This is a genomic window from Idiomarina zobellii, assembly GCF_900100855.1.
Taxonomy (GTDB): Bacteria; Pseudomonadota; Gammaproteobacteria; order Enterobacterales; family Alteromonadaceae; genus Idiomarina; species Idiomarina zobellii.
In genome coordinates, this window is sequence record NZ_FNCB01000001.1 from 324,124 (window position 1) to 341,073 (window position 16,950).

A 16,950-nucleotide genomic window follows, 5' to 3' on the forward strand; every position below is an offset into this window, starting at 1 on the left:
TCTAGACGAAGGGGACGCAACCAAATACTTTTAACTACTGTCGGCGCTCTACCGAAAACAACTTGGTGGAGCTAAGCGGGATCGAACCGCTGACCTCCTGCGTGCAAGGCAGGCGCTCTCCCAGCTGAGCTATAGCCCCGCACCTGGCAATCACAGACTGCCTTGACAGCGGGGCGCATTCTATTTCGACCTGAGCTAATGTGTCAACTATTTTTTGAAAAAATGCGACCGTTTGACGATTTTTATGGCAATTCGCTCAGTTATTCATCAAAAACTATTTTTTCAGGCCGTCCGGCAGTTTTTGGTGATAAACATGATACACCTGCTCCAACCCTTCCCGACTGGAAACAGAAACATTCATGTCATTCACTAAACCATTATCCAAACGATACACCCAACCGTGTAAAGTCAGCGGTTGACCGCGGTCCCACGCTTCCTGAACCACGTTTGTCTTGGCGAGGTTTTTCACTTGTTCAATAACGTTGAGTTCACACAGACGATCAACTTTTTGCGACTCTTCCAGAGCCGCAATTTCATCGACATGCTCACGATAAACGTCGCGGATAGGATACAACCAGTGGTCAACCAAACCATGAGGTTTTGACTCCATGGCGGCTTTGACGCCACCACAGCCATAATGACCCACTACCAATACATGACGTACTTTGAGAGTTTCTATCGCAAACTGAATCACAGACAAACAGTTAAAATCTGTCTGAATGACTTGGTTTGCCACATTTCTGTGTACGAATAACTCACCAGGGTCCATACCAACAATCTGGTTGGCAGGCACTCGACTATCGGAGCAGCCTATCCACAAATACTCCGGCGCCTGCTGCCCTACCAAGCGCTTAAAAAAGTCAGGATCTTTCTGAACCTGCTCTTCCGCCCACGCTTTGTTGTTCTCAATCAAGTGCTTAATGTCTGGCATGATGTATCCTAAGGTCGTTTTAACGCTCTATTAAGCGCTCTCACGCTTAGCTATAAATTCTAAAGCAAGGTCAATTCGCGCCAAAACGGTTTTTTGGGGTATTAATTCAAGGGTTTCACCTAACGAAGGAGAGTTACCTCCACCGGTAGCAGCTACCCTTAAAGGCATACCTACTTTGCCCATACCCACATCCAAGTCAGCAGCGGTTTGATTAATAGCGGCTTGGATATTATCAGCATTCCAGTCGTTCACTGCTCCAAGCAGTTCTTTTGCCTTTAATAAAGGCTCTTTCGCTACCGGACGTAAATGCTTTTTCGCTGCTTTCTCATCAAACTCTTCAACCGACTCAAAGAAGTAACGGCTAATGGCAGCCATTTCTTTTAAGGTTTTTACCCTATCAGCCTGCAACGACACAACTTTCTCTAGCGCTGGACCATTGCTTGTGTCCACACTTATTTGGTCAAACTGCCATTGCAACTGCGGAGCAACTTTTTCCGCCGGTAACGTTTTCATGTAGTGCTGATTTAACCAATTAAGCTTTTCGGTATTAAACGCTGACGCTGCTTTGTTAACGTCATCCAGCTTAAAGTACTCAACCAGCTCTTCGCGGCTGAATATTTCCTGGTCACCATGAGACCAACCTAAACGCGCCAAATAGTTAACAACCGCTTCCGGCACATAACCGTCATCGCGATACTGCATAACGCTGACTGCACCATGACGTTTCGATAACTTCTTACCGTCGTCACCAAGAATCATCGACACATGAGCGTACTGAGGTACGGGCGCGCCCAAGGCTTTTAAGATATTAATCTGGCGCGGTGTGTTGTTAATGTGGTCTTCACCGCGAACAACGTGCGTAATGTCCATGTCCCAGTCATCAACCACCACACAGAAGTTATAGGTCGGTGTACCGTCAGTACGGGCAATGATCAAATCATCCAGCTCGGTATTAGCGAATTCAATACGGCCACGAATGTGATCATCGAAAACCACACTGCCCTCTTGCGGGTTACGAAAGCGAATAACGTATTTATCACCGCCAACATTCGGGTTGTCACGGCAATGTCCGTCGTAACGAGGCTTTTCTCCCGCTGCCATTTGCTCTTCACGCATTTTCTCTAAACGCTCAGCCGAGCAATAGCATTTATAGGCTTTGTCTTCTTCCAGAAGCTTATCAATAAGTTCTTTATAGCGGTCAAAACGCTGAGTCTGGTAGTATGGTCCGCGATCCCAGCTTAAGCCCAGCCATTCCATGCCCTCTAAAATGGCATCAATAGCAGGCTGAGTTGAACGTTCACGGTCGGTGTCTTCTATACGCAGTACGAACTCGCCGCCCTGCGCTTTTGCGACTAACCATGAATACAATGCCGTACGGGCACCACCAACATGCAAATACCCAGTCGGGCTGGGGGCAAAACGCGTTACCACACTCATGTTTCTTCCTTTCTGTTAAACCGGTCAAAAATAATGGCGGCAAGTTTATCAAGACTGAGCGCTCAGCGCATCTGCTAATCGAAATGATTAAAATGTCAGCAAACGATACAAAGTTCGCAATTTTTATTTGACAGTTTTCATCTGATCCCTATAATGCCTCCTCGCAACGACGCAGAAGTGTCACAGTGAGAATGGTTGCTTAGCTCAGTTGGGAGAGCATCGCCCTTACAAGGCGAGGGTCACTGGTTCAAGCCCAGTAGCAACCACCACCTCTCCTTCTTCCCCTTAGTTGCAGACCTTCAGGATGGTTGCTTAGCTCAGTTGGGAGAGCATCGCCCTTACAAGGCGAGGGTCACTGGTTCGAGCCCAGTAGCAACCACCATTTTTTTACTCCCAGTTACTTCAAATTTTCCAGTAAATAATCTAAAAGCACCCTAACTTTGGGAATAACCTGTCTGTTTTCCGGGTACAATGCCCAAATACCGTCATCCGCTTGCCTATAATCGGCTAATACTTCTTTAAGCTGACCACTTGCCAAGGCATCTGTGACGTAATAATCCGGTAACATCGCCAGGCCTAAGCCTTTTATCGCGGCATCTCTAAGCGCCAAGCCGTTGTTACAATGCAAATAAAGCTCTGGCCGGTAAGTTTCTGAGCGCCCGTCCACCTCAAACCGCCATTGTTTGACGGTACCGGTAAAGCACTTATGCGCATCAAGATCATTAATGCTGCTAGGCTCACCAACACGCTCAAAGTAGCTCGGAGAGCCTACGACATAATGACGTCGGCTACCAAGCTTGCGCGCTCTTAGCCTTGGGTTTCCTAACTGTCCAAGTCGAATAGCCACGTCATAACTGCCTTCAATCAGGTCAACCTGATCATTCGTGAGTTGCAAATCGAGGCGACAGTCTTCATAAACTTGCAGAAAGTCATTTAAAATCGGGGCTATAAAACGTTCACCATAATAGACAGGCGCAGTAATTCTAATAAGCCCCTGAGGTTGCTGTGTGCGCTGCTGAATGGCCTGATCGGCATCTCTCAGGCTGGCGACTAAATGCTGGCAATGCGGCAAGTATAGCTTCCCTTCTTCTGTTAAGCTGACACTGCGGGTCGACCGGTAAAGCAGTTGCATATGCAGTCGACTCTCCAGCGCAGCTATATTCCGACTGACCTGTGCGACAGACAGCCCTAACTCTTGCGCTGCAGCGGTAAAGCTCTGCCGTTCAGCGACAGCGGCAAACTCACTAATTCCCTGCCAAGCTTTCATATCAACCTATTATTGCATTTATGAAAAAGTAATTTGTATAAACATAAGATTACCTGCTTATGAGAAAAAGTTAAACTTAAGCTATGCTTTTACGTAATTAAATTAACTGTCTAAGAGGAAAAGGAAGCATCATGGAAACAATTAAGTCACGCGCTATGGTTGCCTGGGGTCCGGGCGAACCGCTGAAAGAAGAAACAATTGACGTTGCACCACCGAAAAAAGGCGAAGTTCGCGTTCGTATTATTGCCACTGGTGTCTGCCACACCGACGCTTACACTTTGTCAGGTAAAGACCCTGAAGGCATTTTTCCTTCCGTATTAGGCCACGAAGGCGGCGGTATTGTTGAATCTGTCGGCGAAGGCGTTACCTCAGTTGAAGTCGGTGACCATGTTATTCCTTTATACACCGCAGAATGTGGTGAATGTAAGTTCTGTACCTCTGGTAAAACTAACCTGTGTCAGGCGGTTCGCGCCACTCAGGGTAAAGGTTTAATGCCGGACGGTACCAGCCGCTTTTCAAAAGACGGCGAGACCATTTATCACTACATGGGAACCTCGACCTTCTCTGAATACACCGTTCTACCAGAAATTTCACTGGCGAAAATTCCAAAAGAAGCACCGCTTGAAAAAGTGTGCCTGCTTGGCTGTGGTGTCACCACTGGCATGGGCGCGGTTAAAAACACCGCCAAAGTGCAGGAAGGCGACACGGTTGCGGTATTTGGCCTTGGTGGTATTGGTCTGGCGGTTATCATTGGTGCCGTACAAGCTAAAGCTTCCCGCATTATTGCCATTGATGTAAACGACGAAAAACAAACAATCGCCAAAGAGCTAGGCGCAACCGACTTCGTCAACCCAACCAAGCACGACAAGCCTATTCAGGAAGTCATTGTCGACATGACTGACGGCGGCGTAGACTTTTCGTTCGAGTGCATTGGTAACGTTGACGTTATGCGCGCCGCGTTAGAGTGCTGCCACAAAGGCTGGGGCGAATCCGTCATTATTGGTGTTGCCGGAGCCGGTGAAGAAATTTCTACCCGTCCGTTCCAGCTGGTTACTGGTCGCGTATGGCGTGGCAGCGCCTTTGGCGGCGTTAAAGGCCGTACCGAACTACCTGACTATGTTAAACAATACATGGACGGTAAGTTTGATTTGGATACCTTTATTACCCATACCATGCCGTTAGAAGACATTAATAAAGCGTTCGACCTAATGCACGAAGGTAAGTCGATTCGCTCAGTCATTCATTATTAATGGAGCCAGTGATGAAACAAGTTAGCGAAACCCGCTGTTTTGGCGGTCGTCAGCTGCGCTTTGAACATGACTCTGAAGTACTGAACTGCACTATGCAGTTCAGTGTCTTTTTGCCATTACGCGCAGAGAAAACAGAGGTTCCGGCGGTCTACTTTTTATCGGGCTTAACCTGCACTGACGAAAACTTTTCCACCAAAGCCGGTGCGCAGCGAGTGGCCACAGAGCTGGGTATTGCCTTAATTATTCCTGATACCAGCCCGCGTGGAGACGATGTAGCCGACGATGCAGACGGCGCTTACGACTTAGGTTTAGGTGCAGGCTTTTACGTCAACGCGACTGAAGAGCCGTGGAAGTCGAATTATCAAATGTACGACTACATTGTGAAAGAGCTGCCAGAATTGGTCGAAGCGGAGTTGCCGGTTAACGACAAGCGCGCTATTGCAGGTCATTCCATGGGCGGACACGGAGCTTTAGTTATTGGCTTACGTAACAGCGACCGCTACACCAGCATTTCTGCATTCTCGCCGATTACCAACCCAACACAATGCCCCTGGGGTGAAAAAGCCTTTAGCGCGTATTTGGGCGATGATCGCGAGCAATGGAAGCAATACGACGCGGTTGAGATCATCAAATCTAAAGGTCAGACACTTCCAATTCGAGTTGATCAGGGCTTAGCTGACGGATTTTTAGAAGAGCAGTTAAAACCGGAGAACTTAAAAGACGCCATTAACGAAGCTAACGGCGGCGGTACTGTTCATTTACACGACGGCTATGACCACAGCTATTACTTCATCTCGTCATTTATCGAAGCTCAGCTTCGCTTCCATGCGAAGTACTTAACGGCATGATAAATCAGGTCATACGGTGAATTTGATGACCGCCTGGCGCAGCTGCTCAGTTTGTTGACGAACCTGAGTGACTGCGTCAGCATTTGACTGTGCATCATTTGCCGCTTCCACGCCAGCGTCGCGTACTCGGGTAATATTTCTTGCAGTTTCATCCACAACCGCAGACTGCTCCTCAACCGCGGTAGCAATAGAGGCCGAGCGGTCGTTAATTTTAACCAGCTCAGTATGAATGCGATTAAATAGTTCATCGGATTCAGTCGAGTGTTGCGCGCTTTCTTCACCCAGCTCATTACACTCTTGCAGGGTCTTCACAATAACCTGCGTTTGCTGGTTCAGTTGACTAGTAATTGACTCTATCTCACCAATAGACTGCTGCGTGCGGGAGGCCAGTGTACGAACTTCATCTGCCACTACGGCAAAGCCACGCCCCTGCTCTCCAGCCCTTGCCGCTTCAATTGCCGCATTCAGCGCCAACAAATTCGTCTGTTCAGCAATGCCGTTAATCACCGTCACGATTTGTGTAATAGAGGCACTGCGCTCTGCCAAGGTATTCGCTTCAGTTACGCTACTGTTCAATCGTTCTGCTAGGTAACGCACTTTCTCAACACCAGCCTGTACCGAGGTACTACCATGTGTCGCCTGTTCAGACAGACTGTTCACTTGCTCAGCAGTATCTTCCGCGTCATTGGCAATAGTGTGTGCCGTGCTACCCATCTCATTAATAGCAGCAGCAACCTGATCAACCTCATGCGACTGCATATCCAGGTTTTGTGAGGTATGAGTCACTGTATTAGATACTTGCTGTGTGAGACTATTTACCGTTTCGACAGACTGATTTATTTGTTGGATAACACCACGGAAGTACGTGAGCAACTCATTAAAGCTATCAACTAAATCACCGAGTTCGTCATCACGGAACTTCTCCGAGGACAGCGTTAAGTCATTGCTTCGCTGAACTTTGTGCATATCTTTACGTAATTGATTCAGCGGCTTATTAATAGAACGTATCACCCAGACCAACATAGCAATAACAATGAGTGCGATAACAGCAAATACAACGACAGGTACCCACTTCATGGTTGCCTGACGTGACTGCAGCAAGTCACTTAGCTGTTTATCTAACTGATCAAGCGAGGCTTCCATATTGCTCGCAACATCTCTCACTTCGCCTTTAATTCCTGACTCTTCATCAAGTCCTATCTCTTTTGAGCGCGTTGCATAACGATCAAAATCACGGCGATACGCATCAACCTTTGACGCGAGCTCAGGTGTTGCAGACAACTCTTTTTTCAGTTCATCCAGCAATCCCTCTACCCTGCCGAGATACTTATCGTCAAAGCGCAACATAAAGTCCTTTTCACTGCGACGAACCTGCAGCAAAGTAACCAAAAGCTCAGTACGTCCGGCAGTATCAATCGCTTCTTCTAACTCATGAGTTGCTGAGCGCAGCGCGCCATAAGCACCACTATTTTCATTTAACCCACGCTGCTCAAATGCGTTGACTAAGCGCTCAAAGTTTTTGCTATAACCTTCTACCTGGTTTTCTAACTGTGTAATCAATTGAGAGGAAGTTTTATCGTTAACCAGTGCGTTCAGCTGTTCAAGCCGTTTTTTGGTTACATCTGCCTGCTGATCTAACTTCTCCGCGTAGCTTTTATCCATTCGTAACAGAAAGTCTTTTTCCGCACGGCGCAATTGCAGCAAGCTATTGTGTACGGACTCTCGAAGCTCACTCGCACGATGTAAGTCACTCACTTGTGACTGAAATACCATCATCAGAACCAGCAGTAAAATAAAAGCGCCAGTAGCGACCAAGCCGACAGAAAGGAGCTTATTACGAATTGACATAGCAAACACTCGGCAATGAAAAGTGGCGGAATAATAGACAGTGGTCAACAATTCCGCAATGATCAATTTTGTTAATGATATGAACTTTTTATGACAGCTGCATGACAGGCAAAATAAGTATCACTTACTGGGTAAATACCCCTATTCGTTAAACGGTTATACTTCTGATCTCGCTCAATACTTCTCGCTTAAAAAGGAAGCAGTAATGAAGGTAAACTCAGCGGTAGAAGCCCTGTCAATTCTCGATGATGGCGATGTCATCTGGTGCCAGTCGATGGCTGCCACCCCTTATAAACTTCTTGAAGGTCTGAAAGAGATCGCAACACAACGTAAAGACCTGACGTTGTTACAGTTGCATACGGAGTACAGCGAAATACTCTGTGACCCTGAGCTTAAAGGACATCTTCGCCAACGTGCTTTCTTTGTTGGTGCTTCCACTCGGCAGGCCGTTAATCAAGGACTAGCCGACTATGTCCCTATTTTCCTGTCTGAAATTCCCAAGCTGTTTCGCTCGGGCGAGCAACCTCTGGATGCGGCTATAGTTCAAGTATCACCACCGGATAAACACGGTAATTGCAGTTTAGGTATTTCGGTTGAAGCAACCCGGGCCGCGCTGCAAGTGGCAAAAAAAGTGGTTGCCTGGATAAACCCTAACATGCCGCGCACACATGGCGACGCGCTAGTTTCCTTAAAACGATTTGATCGCTACTTTGAAGAATCGGCTCCTATTCCAATTCACAACCAGCCACCGCAAAACCCTGTGACACAAAAAATTGGCGAGCGCGTTGCCAGCCTTATTAATGACGGGGACTGTTTGCAAATGGGTATTGGCGCAATACCAGATGCAACATTGGCTTGCCTGCATCACCACAAAGACTTAGGCATTCACACCGAAATGTTCTCTGACGGCGTATTACCGCTGGTTGAGCGTGGCGTCATAAATAACAGCCGCAAACGTAAGCACCGTGGCCGCATTGTCACCACTTTTGCGATGGGTTCTCAGGCACTTTATGACTTTGTTGATGACAACCAGGAAGTGTTTTTCCTCGACGTTGAGTACACCAATGACACCTCGGTTATTCGCCAGAATAAGCAGGTTATGTCCATAAACAGCGCCCTTCAGGTCGACCTGAGCGGTCAGGTTTGCGCAGACTCTATTGGCACTAAAATATACTCGGGCGTTGGCGGTCAAATGGACTTTGTGCGCGGTGCCAGCTTGTCGGAAGGCGGTCGTTCGGTTATTGCTTTGCCTTCAACGGCCTGTGGCGGAACAGTGTCGCGCATTAGCTCTCTGCTTGCTCCTGGCGCTGGCGTAGTCACCACACGCGCCCATGTGCATTACATTGTCACCGAACACGGAGTCGCTAACTTACGCGCTAAAAGTATGAGCGAACGAGCGCGCGAGCTGATTCATATTGCCGACCCGAAATTCCGTGAAGAACTGGCAAAAGCGGCTTATGACGACTGGGGCTTGAACATAACCTAGATAAATTCTGTCTAAATCGCGAATTAACTTCACACCTTAGCTACTGTAAGCTACTTTTAATACACATTAGCGGAGGCGGTGATGAAAACAGTCGGCATTATTGGCGGTATGAGCTGGGAGTCCACCAGTACTTATTATCGCCGTTTAAATCAATTGATTAATGAGCGGTTAGGCGGTCTACACAGCGCTGAGCTCATACTTGCCAGTGTCGACTTTGCGCCTATTGAAAATATGCAGAGTAAGGGCGACTGGAATGCCGCCGCAAGTGCGCTTGTGACTAAAGCCAGACAACTGGAAAAGGTCGGGGCCGAATGTATTGTTATCGCAACCAATACAATGCATAAAGTCGCCCCTGAAATTGAGGCAGCCGTTTCCATTCCGCTTATCCATATTGTTGATGCTCTGGCAAACCACCTTAAAAAAAACAAGGTTGAACGTGCGGGGCTTTTAGGCACTCGTTTCACCATGCAACAACCTTTTTATAAAGAGCGCCTTGAGCAGCAAGGTATTAAAGTTCTGACACCCAATGAAAGTGACAGCAAAGCAATAGACAGCATCATTTTTAAAGAGCTCTGCCACGGTCAATTTACTGATGATGCACGAAAACAATATCTAAAAGTTATTGATGACCTGTCAGCTAAAGGCGCACAAGGCGTTATTTTAGGCTGCACCGAAATCGGCTTGCTCGTTCAGCAGGAACACTCTGAACTGCCACTGTTTGACACCACTGAAGTTCACTGCCAAGCCATAGCTGATTGGATGCTAAAGTCTTGAATATAAAATAATAAAATTCTTAAAATTTAATATGTTAAAGGGTATAGTAAACTCTTTTCTCAACCAAGGAGAGACTCATGAGAAAAGCAGCTATAGCCTTAGCCATACTTACCCTGCCATCAGCAGCATTAGCCGATTCCCCAAACTGGAATAAAGTTGAAGCGTCCTACCTGGACACTGATCTTGGTGTTGATAATGTTGGCGAACTATCTCTAGACGGTTTTCGTGCGGGCGGCTCTGTCGCAATTGATCAAGATTTTGTAGTCTTAAAAAATATCTTCGCATTTGCTGATTTCAGCTCGGTCTCAGAAGAAGACAATAGCGCCAGCATTGACTTGGACTACTTATCAGCGGGTATTGGTTCATTTAAATCTTTATCTGACAGCACTGACTTGTATGCGACTGCATCGTTTGAACGTATAGAAGTCGCAACATCGAGCATACTCACTGAGCCTACATCAGACTCCGAAAAAGCCGTAGGTGTCGGAATTGGTCTTAGATCGATGGTCACGCCTAATATTGAAACAAACGCTAAAATCGATTACATCGCTTTTGATGAAGCAACTGTTCGTCTAGATATTTCCGCCTTTTACCACCTAACCAATAGCTTATCTTTTGGACTCGCGTACGAGACTTATAAAGAACTTGATTACGCTGATATCGACAGTATCAGAGCTTCGGTTCGCTATTCTTTCTAAGTAGCTTGCATCAGCGAACTTTATCTGCATATTATTAAGGTGTTAATTCTTCGTTAATTAACACCTTAGGATATAACAACAACAATTGGAGCTTTTTATGGATCCTGCAGAAGTCAGTCCGCATAGTCGCGTTGTTTTAGCGATTGTTTGCTTTTTCCTGGGTAGTTTAGGTATTCACCGCTTTGTCGTTGGCAAGGTAGGTACAGGCATTTTAATGCTGGTAACCCTGGGTTTCCTTGGTCTTTGGACGCTTATCGACTTTATCGTTATTTTGGTTGGTGGCTTCCGCGATAAGCAAGGTCGCCTAGTTAAGCAATAAGCAGCTAAGCAATAAAGCCGACATAAAGCGTGCCCCGCGCACGCTTCTCTTCTTACCGATTTCTGCACAGCGTCACTAACCAGTCGCCCAATGCTTCTAAACCCGGGCTTTTTGCGGTTGATGACGGATAGACAAAATAGAAGCTGTCGTCTGTACGGATACTGTGAAAAGGCAATTCAAAGAGACTATTCTTCCGTTCTTCTTCGGTGGTCATAAATTCATTTAAAAGCGCAATGCCCTGACCGTATTTGGCCGCCTCTGCCGCTAACAATAAATGACTGAAGTGATGCACTTTTGCGGTTTTAGGGAGTCGTAATGACACCTTTTCGAACCAACGTTGCCAGTCGGTACCCGGCTTTCCGTTTGCGAAAGCAGAAATTGCTGAAAGCAAAGGAAAACGAGCCAACTCAGCAGGGTCAGTAATGCGATGCGCTTCCGCCCAAACCGCTTTTGAACAATAAGGCTTCAATGTTTCATCATACAAATGATAGCGCTGATACCCAGTACCCGGCGGTTGTGTCGTAATGAAACAGTCCGCCCACTGACTGTCAAACTGACCGTCCTGAGTCAGCATTTGCAAGGTTAAATCAATATTTGGATACCGCTCTCTGAAGTCATCAAGTGCAGGGATTAACCACTTAACGGCCAATGAGCCGTGAATGGCCAAACGTACCTGACGCGTGTCATTTTCTTTCACATTGCGTGTTGCGCTTTCAACCAGTTCTAACGCTCCAACCACTTCCTGAAAATAGCTCTGCCCAACCGCGGTAAGCATGACTGTGCGCCCTTTGCGGACAAATAGTGGTTTATCCAGATAAGACTCTAATAATTTAACCTGATGACTGACCGCACTTTGAGAGACATGTAACTGCTCGGCCGCACGAGAGAAGCTCTGCAAGCGGGCCACTTCCACAAAGTAATGTATCGCTCGGAACGGAACACTCATTATCTATATTTCTCATGAATTGATTATTTAATATCATTATATTTTATAAAAGGCTTTTCGTACAATGCTCACACTTTCAAGCAGTTTAACGGAGGTGTTGGTATGGATCGTTCCCTGATATTAGCGGTATTGCTTTTGGTTCTTGGCAATAATGTGGTCATTCTGTCTGACTCTCTGATTAAGCTGCTTGACGGTTTTGAAGCGCCATTTCAATTTGTGCTGTTCCGTCAGCTCAGCGCAACGCTTATTTTGTTGCCGGTCATTCTTTACTTTCGCAGACCCCTATTGCCTAAAAACCTGCGCTGGCACGCAACTCGAGCGCACATATTTTTAATTGGTACAGTCTTTATGGTGGTGTCTTTAACGACGCTACCGCTGGCAACCGCTAACGCTATTTTTTACGCAGCGCCATTAATCACGGTCGTTTTTGCACGCCTGTTATTTAAAGAAAGAGTAACCATTATCTCATTAGTCACAGCTGCGTTAGGAATGGTGGGTGTCATGGTTATCTTGAACCCGACCGGTGCCAATATCTTTGCGTTAGCGGCGCTGGTGGTAGCGACGACGCTGGCTCTTAACAACCTACTTATTAAGAAACTACCGACGCAACACGGCATTATTGACACCTTATATCTGACAAACTTGCTGGGTATTCCAACCGCCCTCATACTGGCGCTGATTGAGTTTGCCCCGTTCGACTGGAATGTTCTGCTCATTGCGGTGGGCTCGAGTTTATTCTCAATGATTTATGCGGCAACCTGCGTTTATGCCTACCGTGCAGCGGACAGTAACCAGGTAACCAGCGCGGAGTATACAGGGCTACTCGGAGCGGTATTCTTCGGCGTTGTTTTCTTTGCGGAGCAACCCGATATGCGCTTTTACATCGGCTCTATGTTGATTGTGGTGCCATTAACGGTGCTAACCACAATGAACTCTCGCTCGAAAACACCGAGTAATGAAGCCTAACTCTTTTCTGCTGTTGGGTCAGCAGGCTCTCTGCTGGCCAAATGTGTTCGGTAAAAGCGCCAGCGGCGAGAGTTTAATAAATACCAAAAACAAATAAACCAACCAAAGACAATGGCGGCACGTCCAAACGAGAACGCGCCATAGCTTTCGACAAAAAGCCAACCGATAAGTACCGCATCAACCAGCAAAGAAAGCATCAGTAAAGGCTGGGCGAATCGCATAACAGCATTTGCCCAGTTACGGTCGTCCTCAGCCGCAAAAGCCGTTGCTAAGAGCACAACTAAAGCAGGTAAGCCCACCAATAACATGACACCGAACTGCTCGGTGTTGGTATAGAAGAGTTTAAGAAGTCGAGTGCGGTCTTCCGCGAAGGTGATAGAAATTATGCCGGCGACATAGCCTCGCATTTGAAACAGAATGACAAGCAGGAGCGAGAGCGGGAAGCTCGCTCTGCCCTCTTTATCCAAGTAACGTGCTTTCTCGTACAGTTGTTGTCCGGCGCTTGTCTGTGCGCTGCCAGATTTTCTCATGAAAATAATAACCTACTGTATTTACTAGCGGCTCTATAAGCGCAACTGCGCCTCCAAGAACCACGTCGCCTGTCATCAACCACACCACACTAAATGCGATAGCAAAGTGCATAATACCAAATGAAACTGTTTTCGCTGCGTCTTTCATAAATTCCTCCCGCATGACCTTTATTCTATTCTGGTCGATTGGGAGGTTTATATCTAACAGATAAAACCGATAAAGCTGTTCGCTACCATCAATGTGCTTACTGGCAAATTATACAGCGCGTTTTAGCTGCTCTCGCAACTGTGCAATGTCATCTCGCAACTGCCCGGCTTTCTCAAACTCGAGATCCTGCGCTGCTTGGTACATTTGCTTTTCTTTGTTCTCAATTTCTTTCAATAACGACTTGGTGTCTTTAATCACCACCGTGCGGGCATCATAGCCTGACGCGACTTCCGCCAGAGCTTTGTCCGCTTTACTCTTACGAGCAGGCGCACTGCCCTGCCCCAAATCCATGACATCGGTAATTTTCTTATTCAAGCCTTTCGGCGTTATGCCATGCTCTTTGTTAAACGCAATCTGCTTTTCACGGCGGCGCTCGGTCTCTTCAATCGCGCGTTGCATAGATCCGGTAATGCGATCGCCATATAAAATGGCCTTACCATTCACATTACGCGCTGCCCGACCTATCGTCTGGATAAGGGAGCGATCTGAACGCAAGAAACCTTCTTTGTCTGCGTCTAAAATAGCCACCAACGACACTTCCGGCATATCCAAACCTTCACGCAACAAGTTAATGCCGACCAGAACATCAAACTCGCCTAATCGTAAGTCACGAATAATTTCCATGCGCTCGACAGTATCAATATCCGAGTGTAAGTAACGAACCTTGATTCCATGCTCATCCAAATAATCGGATAAATCTTCCGCCATTTTTTTGGTGAGCGTGGTTGCTAATACCCGCTCGCCCTGTTCTGTGCGCAAACGAATTTCCGACATCAAGTCGTCAACCTGAGTTGCGACCGGGCGCACTTCAATGGTTGGGTCGACCAACCCTGTCGGCCTGACAACCTGTTCAACCACCTCGTTACTGCTTCGCTCGAGCTCATATTTACCGGGCGTTGCGGATACGTAGATGGTCTGAGGTGCTATAGCCTCAAATTCGTCAAATTTTAATGGGCGGTTATCCAACGCAGACGGTAACCGGAACCCGTATTCCACCAGATTTTCTTTACGTGAACGATCGCCTTTGTACATAGCACCAACTTGCGAGACTGTTACGTGAGACTCGTCAATAATAAGCAAGGCATCGTCCGGTAGATAATCCATCAATGTCGGGGGCGGCTCGCCCGGTGCGCGTCCGGACAAGTAACGGGAATAGTTTTCAATGCCCGAGCAGTAGCCAAGTTCTAACATCATTTCAATATCGAACTGAGTCCGCTGGTTGATGCGCTGCTCTTCTATCAGCTTATTTTGCTTCAGCAATATATCGCGACGGTCTTTCAGCTCGTCTTTAATTTTATCAATGGCTTTGACCAATACTTCCCTAGGCGTCACATAGTGCGTTTTCGGGTAAATCGTTGCGCGGGCGACGTCTTTTTCTGTGACCTGGCCTGTCAGTGGCTCGAAGAAACTGATTCTATCAACTTCGTTGTCAAACAACTCAACGCGTACCGCCATTTCCTCCGACTCTGCCGGAAAAATATCAATGACCTCACCACGAACGCGATACGTACCACGCTCAAAAGCAGCGTCGTTACGTTTGTATTGCAGCTGGGCTAAACGACGCAAAATATCACGTTGGTCAATAATGTCGCCGCGACGTAAATGCAGCATCATTTTCATGTACGACTCAGGGTCACCCAAACCATAAATCGCCGACACTGACGCCACCAGGACAACATCCCGACGTTCCATCAGCGCTTTTGTCGCGGACAAACGCATTTGTTCTATATGGTCATTAATGGAAGCATCTTTCTCAATAAAGGTATCGGTCGTTGGCACATAAGCTTCTGGCTGATAATAGTCATAGTAAGAAACAAAATACTCCACCGCGTTGTTAGGGAAGTATTCTTTCATTTCACCATAAAGCTGTGCGGCGAGCGTTTTGTTGTGCGCCAATATTAATGTTGGGCGTTGAGAACGTTCAATGACATTCGCCATAGTGAACGTTTTACCTGAGCCAGTAACCCCCAGTAAGACTTGATGAGCTAAGCCTGCATCCAGATTGTCGAGCAAACTTTCAATGGCTTTCGGCTGGTCGCCGGCTGGCTTGTATTTTGAAACCAACTGAAATGACTTAGCCATGCTCCCTCCTGAGTTCTTTTGAAAACCACACATAGGCAATGGTCGCCGTTAGCAGGTTTGCCACAACACCGCCAATAAAGAGACCGGTTAAATCCGCCAGTAAGCTGCCTAAGTACGACAAGGGCACAAACAAGATAAATAAACGGACAATGCTAAGCCATAATGCGTTCATCGGTTTATGCACCGCATTAAAACTAGAGTTTGTCAGAATAATTACGCCCTGTAGTCCATAACCCAACGGCATAATATAAATAAAGAGTTTAACAATGTCGGCCACCGCCTTTTCTTCGGCAAAAGCCATCGCTATCCAATGCGCTGTAACCAACATCAGCAAGTAAATAACAGCCTGAATAATCAGCACTGATTTTAATGCAGTACGATACGCCTGCTGCACACGATCAATTCTGTCGGCACCATAGTTTTGGCTGATTAACGGCGGCAGTGACATCGATAAAGCCAATATAATAACGCTTGCCAATGACTCTAAACGCGACCCAACTCCAAACGCAGCAACGGCAGGGGCGCCATAAGCCGCAACTATGGCGGTCATTACTGACATTGCCAAGGGCGTTAGCATATTCGCACCGGCTGCGGGCATACCAATTTTTAAAACCTCTCTTGCGGATTTCACCCAAGCCGCCAAGAAGTTCAGACCGTTGGCTGGCGTAAAAGACACCAGCTTATTTCGACTGAGTAACCAAAACACCAGTAACACACCGCTAAACCATGATATAACGCTAGCTAAAGCTGCACCTTCAATCCCCATAGCGGGTATAGGTCCCCAGCCGAAGATTAAAATCGGATCAAAAATAGCATTCGCAAGGCCCCCGGAAGCCATTATTAATGACGGTGTCCGGGTATCTCCTGCCGCTCGTAAAACCGCATTTCCCACCATGGGTGTCACCAACATGACACAGCCAAAGAACCACAGGCTCATATATTCACGAATTAACGGCATTAATCTGGTTTGAGCCTGAAGCAAGCTAAAGATAGGCTCCATGAGTAAATAACCAATAACCGCCAGTGCAGCAACTAATAAGGCCGATACAGAGAGTGCCGAGAAACCATCAAAGTGGGCTTCTTCAGGTTTATCCGAGCCATACTTTCTGGCAATAACAGCGGAGGTGCCTATTCCCAGGCCAATGGCCAGGCTGACAACTGTAAAGGTAACGGGAAAGGTAAAACTAACGGCAGCTAAAGGATCTGTGCCCAATAAACTGATAAAGAAGGTGTCGACAACATTGAAGCTGATAAGGGTGGCCACACCGAAAATAACAGGCCAGGTCATTTCCCAAAGCTTCTGTCCTACCGGCGCGCTGATAAGACTTCGTGATGCGTCGGCAGCTGCCATTCTATTCCT

The 16,950-nt window shown here is 47.0% G+C and carries 16 protein-coding genes and 3 tRNA genes; 9 read left to right on the plus strand and 10 right to left on the minus strand.

Going from position 1 to position 16,950, the window contains the following annotated elements:
* Positions 1-63 precede the first annotated feature (63 nt).
* The 3 genes from BLT32_RS01525 to gltX all read right to left on the minus strand — a co-directional run bounded on the left by BLT32_RS01525 (position 64) and on the right by gltX (position 2,368).
* A tRNA-Ala gene (locus BLT32_RS01525) sits at positions 64-139 on the minus strand.
* A 135-nt stretch (positions 140-274) separates the two neighbouring features.
* Positions 275-931, minus strand: coding sequence for a carbonate dehydratase (gene can, locus BLT32_RS01530; protein WP_053952539.1), 657 nt, complete (start codon positions 929-931; stop codon positions 275-277).
* 30 nt (positions 932-961) lie between these two features.
* Positions 962-2,368: a glutamate--tRNA ligase gene (gene gltX, locus BLT32_RS01535; RefSeq protein WP_053952540.1), complete on the minus strand. Its 1,407-nt coding sequence runs from the start codon at positions 2,366-2,368 to the stop codon at positions 962-964.
* 193 nt (positions 2,369-2,561) lie between these two features.
* Between gltX and BLT32_RS01540 the strand changes: the two genes are divergently transcribed.
* Both BLT32_RS01540 and BLT32_RS01545 read left to right on the plus strand, forming a co-directional pair.
* Positions 2,562-2,637, plus strand: a tRNA-Val gene (locus tag BLT32_RS01540).
* A gap of 37 nt (positions 2,638-2,674) precedes the next feature.
* Positions 2,675-2,750 (plus strand) — tRNA-Val (locus BLT32_RS01545).
* A 15-nt stretch (positions 2,751-2,765) separates the two neighbouring features.
* Here the strand turns inward: BLT32_RS01545 and BLT32_RS01550 are convergent.
* On the minus strand, positions 2,766-3,635 hold the full coding sequence (locus BLT32_RS01550; RefSeq protein ID WP_053952541.1) for a LysR family transcriptional regulator: 870 nt from the start codon (positions 3,633-3,635) through the stop codon (positions 2,766-2,768).
* A 131-nt stretch (positions 3,636-3,766) separates the two neighbouring features.
* On the opposite strand from BLT32_RS01550, the gene BLT32_RS01555 reads away from it, so the two are divergent.
* Together BLT32_RS01555 and fghA are read left to right on the plus strand one after the other, a co-directional pair.
* A complete protein-coding gene (locus tag BLT32_RS01555; RefSeq protein WP_053952542.1) occupies positions 3,767-4,885 on the plus strand; it encodes an S-(hydroxymethyl)glutathione dehydrogenase/class III alcohol dehydrogenase in 1,119 nt (372 codons plus the stop codon).
* A gap of 11 nt (positions 4,886-4,896) precedes the next feature.
* The gene (gene fghA, locus BLT32_RS01560; protein ID WP_053952644.1) at positions 4,897-5,733 is read left to right on the plus strand and encodes an S-formylglutathione hydrolase; all 837 of its coding nucleotides are present in this window, start codon (positions 4,897-4,899) and stop codon (positions 5,731-5,733) included.
* A gap of 9 nt (positions 5,734-5,742) precedes the next feature.
* Here the strand turns inward: fghA and BLT32_RS01565 are convergent, their stop codons facing one another.
* Positions 5,743-7,581 carry a methyl-accepting chemotaxis protein gene (locus BLT32_RS01565; protein WP_053952543.1) on the minus strand — a complete coding sequence of 613 codons (1,839 nt, stop codon included), beginning with the start codon at positions 7,579-7,581 and terminating at the stop codon, positions 5,743-5,745.
* A gap of 205 nt (positions 7,582-7,786) precedes the next feature.
* Between BLT32_RS01565 and BLT32_RS01570 the strand changes: the two genes are divergently transcribed.
* From BLT32_RS01570 to BLT32_RS01585, 4 genes are all read left to right on the plus strand, one after another.
* The gene (locus BLT32_RS01570; protein WP_053952544.1) at positions 7,787-9,067 is read left to right on the plus strand and encodes an acetyl-CoA hydrolase/transferase family protein; all 1,281 of its coding nucleotides are present in this window, start codon (positions 7,787-7,789) and stop codon (positions 9,065-9,067) included.
* An 81-nt stretch (positions 9,068-9,148) separates the two neighbouring features.
* Positions 9,149-9,841, plus strand: a complete 693-nt coding sequence (locus tag BLT32_RS01575) for an aspartate/glutamate racemase family protein (protein ID WP_053952545.1) — start codon at positions 9,149-9,151, stop codon at positions 9,839-9,841.
* A gap of 77 nt (positions 9,842-9,918) precedes the next feature.
* Positions 9,919-10,539, plus strand: coding sequence for an outer membrane protein (locus BLT32_RS01580; protein ID WP_053952546.1), 621 nt, complete (start codon positions 9,919-9,921; stop codon positions 10,537-10,539).
* 97 nt (positions 10,540-10,636) lie between these two features.
* The gene (locus tag BLT32_RS01585) at positions 10,637-10,858 is read left to right on the plus strand and encodes a TM2 domain-containing protein (RefSeq protein WP_053952547.1); all 222 of its coding nucleotides are present in this window, start codon (positions 10,637-10,639) and stop codon (positions 10,856-10,858) included.
* A 52-nt stretch (positions 10,859-10,910) separates the two neighbouring features.
* Here BLT32_RS01585 and BLT32_RS01590 read toward each other — a convergent pair whose 3' ends face one another.
* Positions 10,911-11,804 carry a LysR substrate-binding domain-containing protein gene (locus tag BLT32_RS01590; RefSeq protein WP_053952548.1) on the minus strand — a complete coding sequence of 298 codons (894 nt, stop codon included), beginning with the start codon at positions 11,802-11,804 and terminating at the stop codon, positions 10,911-10,913.
* Between the two features lie 102 nt (positions 11,805-11,906).
* Between BLT32_RS01590 and BLT32_RS01595 the strand changes: the two genes are divergently transcribed.
* A complete protein-coding gene (locus tag BLT32_RS01595; RefSeq protein ID WP_053952549.1) occupies positions 11,907-12,770 on the plus strand; it encodes a DMT family transporter in 864 nt (287 codons plus the stop codon).
* Here the strand turns inward: BLT32_RS01595 and BLT32_RS01600 are convergent.
* The 4 genes from BLT32_RS01600 to BLT32_RS01615 all read right to left on the minus strand — a co-directional run bounded on the left by BLT32_RS01600 (position 12,767) and on the right by BLT32_RS01615 (position 16,941).
* Positions 12,767-13,300, minus strand: a complete 534-nt coding sequence (locus BLT32_RS01600) for a DUF2919 family protein (protein ID WP_074668856.1) — start codon at positions 13,298-13,300, stop codon at positions 12,767-12,769. The two genes, BLT32_RS01595 and BLT32_RS01600, sit on opposite strands and share 4 nt — an antisense overlap.
* A complete protein-coding gene (locus BLT32_RS01605; RefSeq protein WP_053952550.1) occupies positions 13,230-13,448 on the minus strand; it encodes a DUF2061 domain-containing protein in 219 nt (72 codons plus the stop codon). The genes BLT32_RS01600 and BLT32_RS01605 overlap by 71 nt, the downstream gene beginning before the upstream one ends.
* Before the next feature lie 108 nt (positions 13,449-13,556).
* Positions 13,557-15,590, minus strand: coding sequence for an excinuclease ABC subunit UvrB (gene uvrB, locus BLT32_RS01610; protein WP_053952551.1), 2,034 nt, complete (start codon positions 15,588-15,590; stop codon positions 13,557-13,559).
* Positions 15,583-16,941, minus strand: coding sequence for an MATE family efflux transporter (locus BLT32_RS01615; protein WP_053952552.1), 1,359 nt, complete (start codon positions 16,939-16,941; stop codon positions 15,583-15,585). Before BLT32_RS01615 ends, uvrB begins: the two co-directional genes overlap by 8 nt.
* Positions 16,942-16,950: the final 9 nt, after the last annotated feature.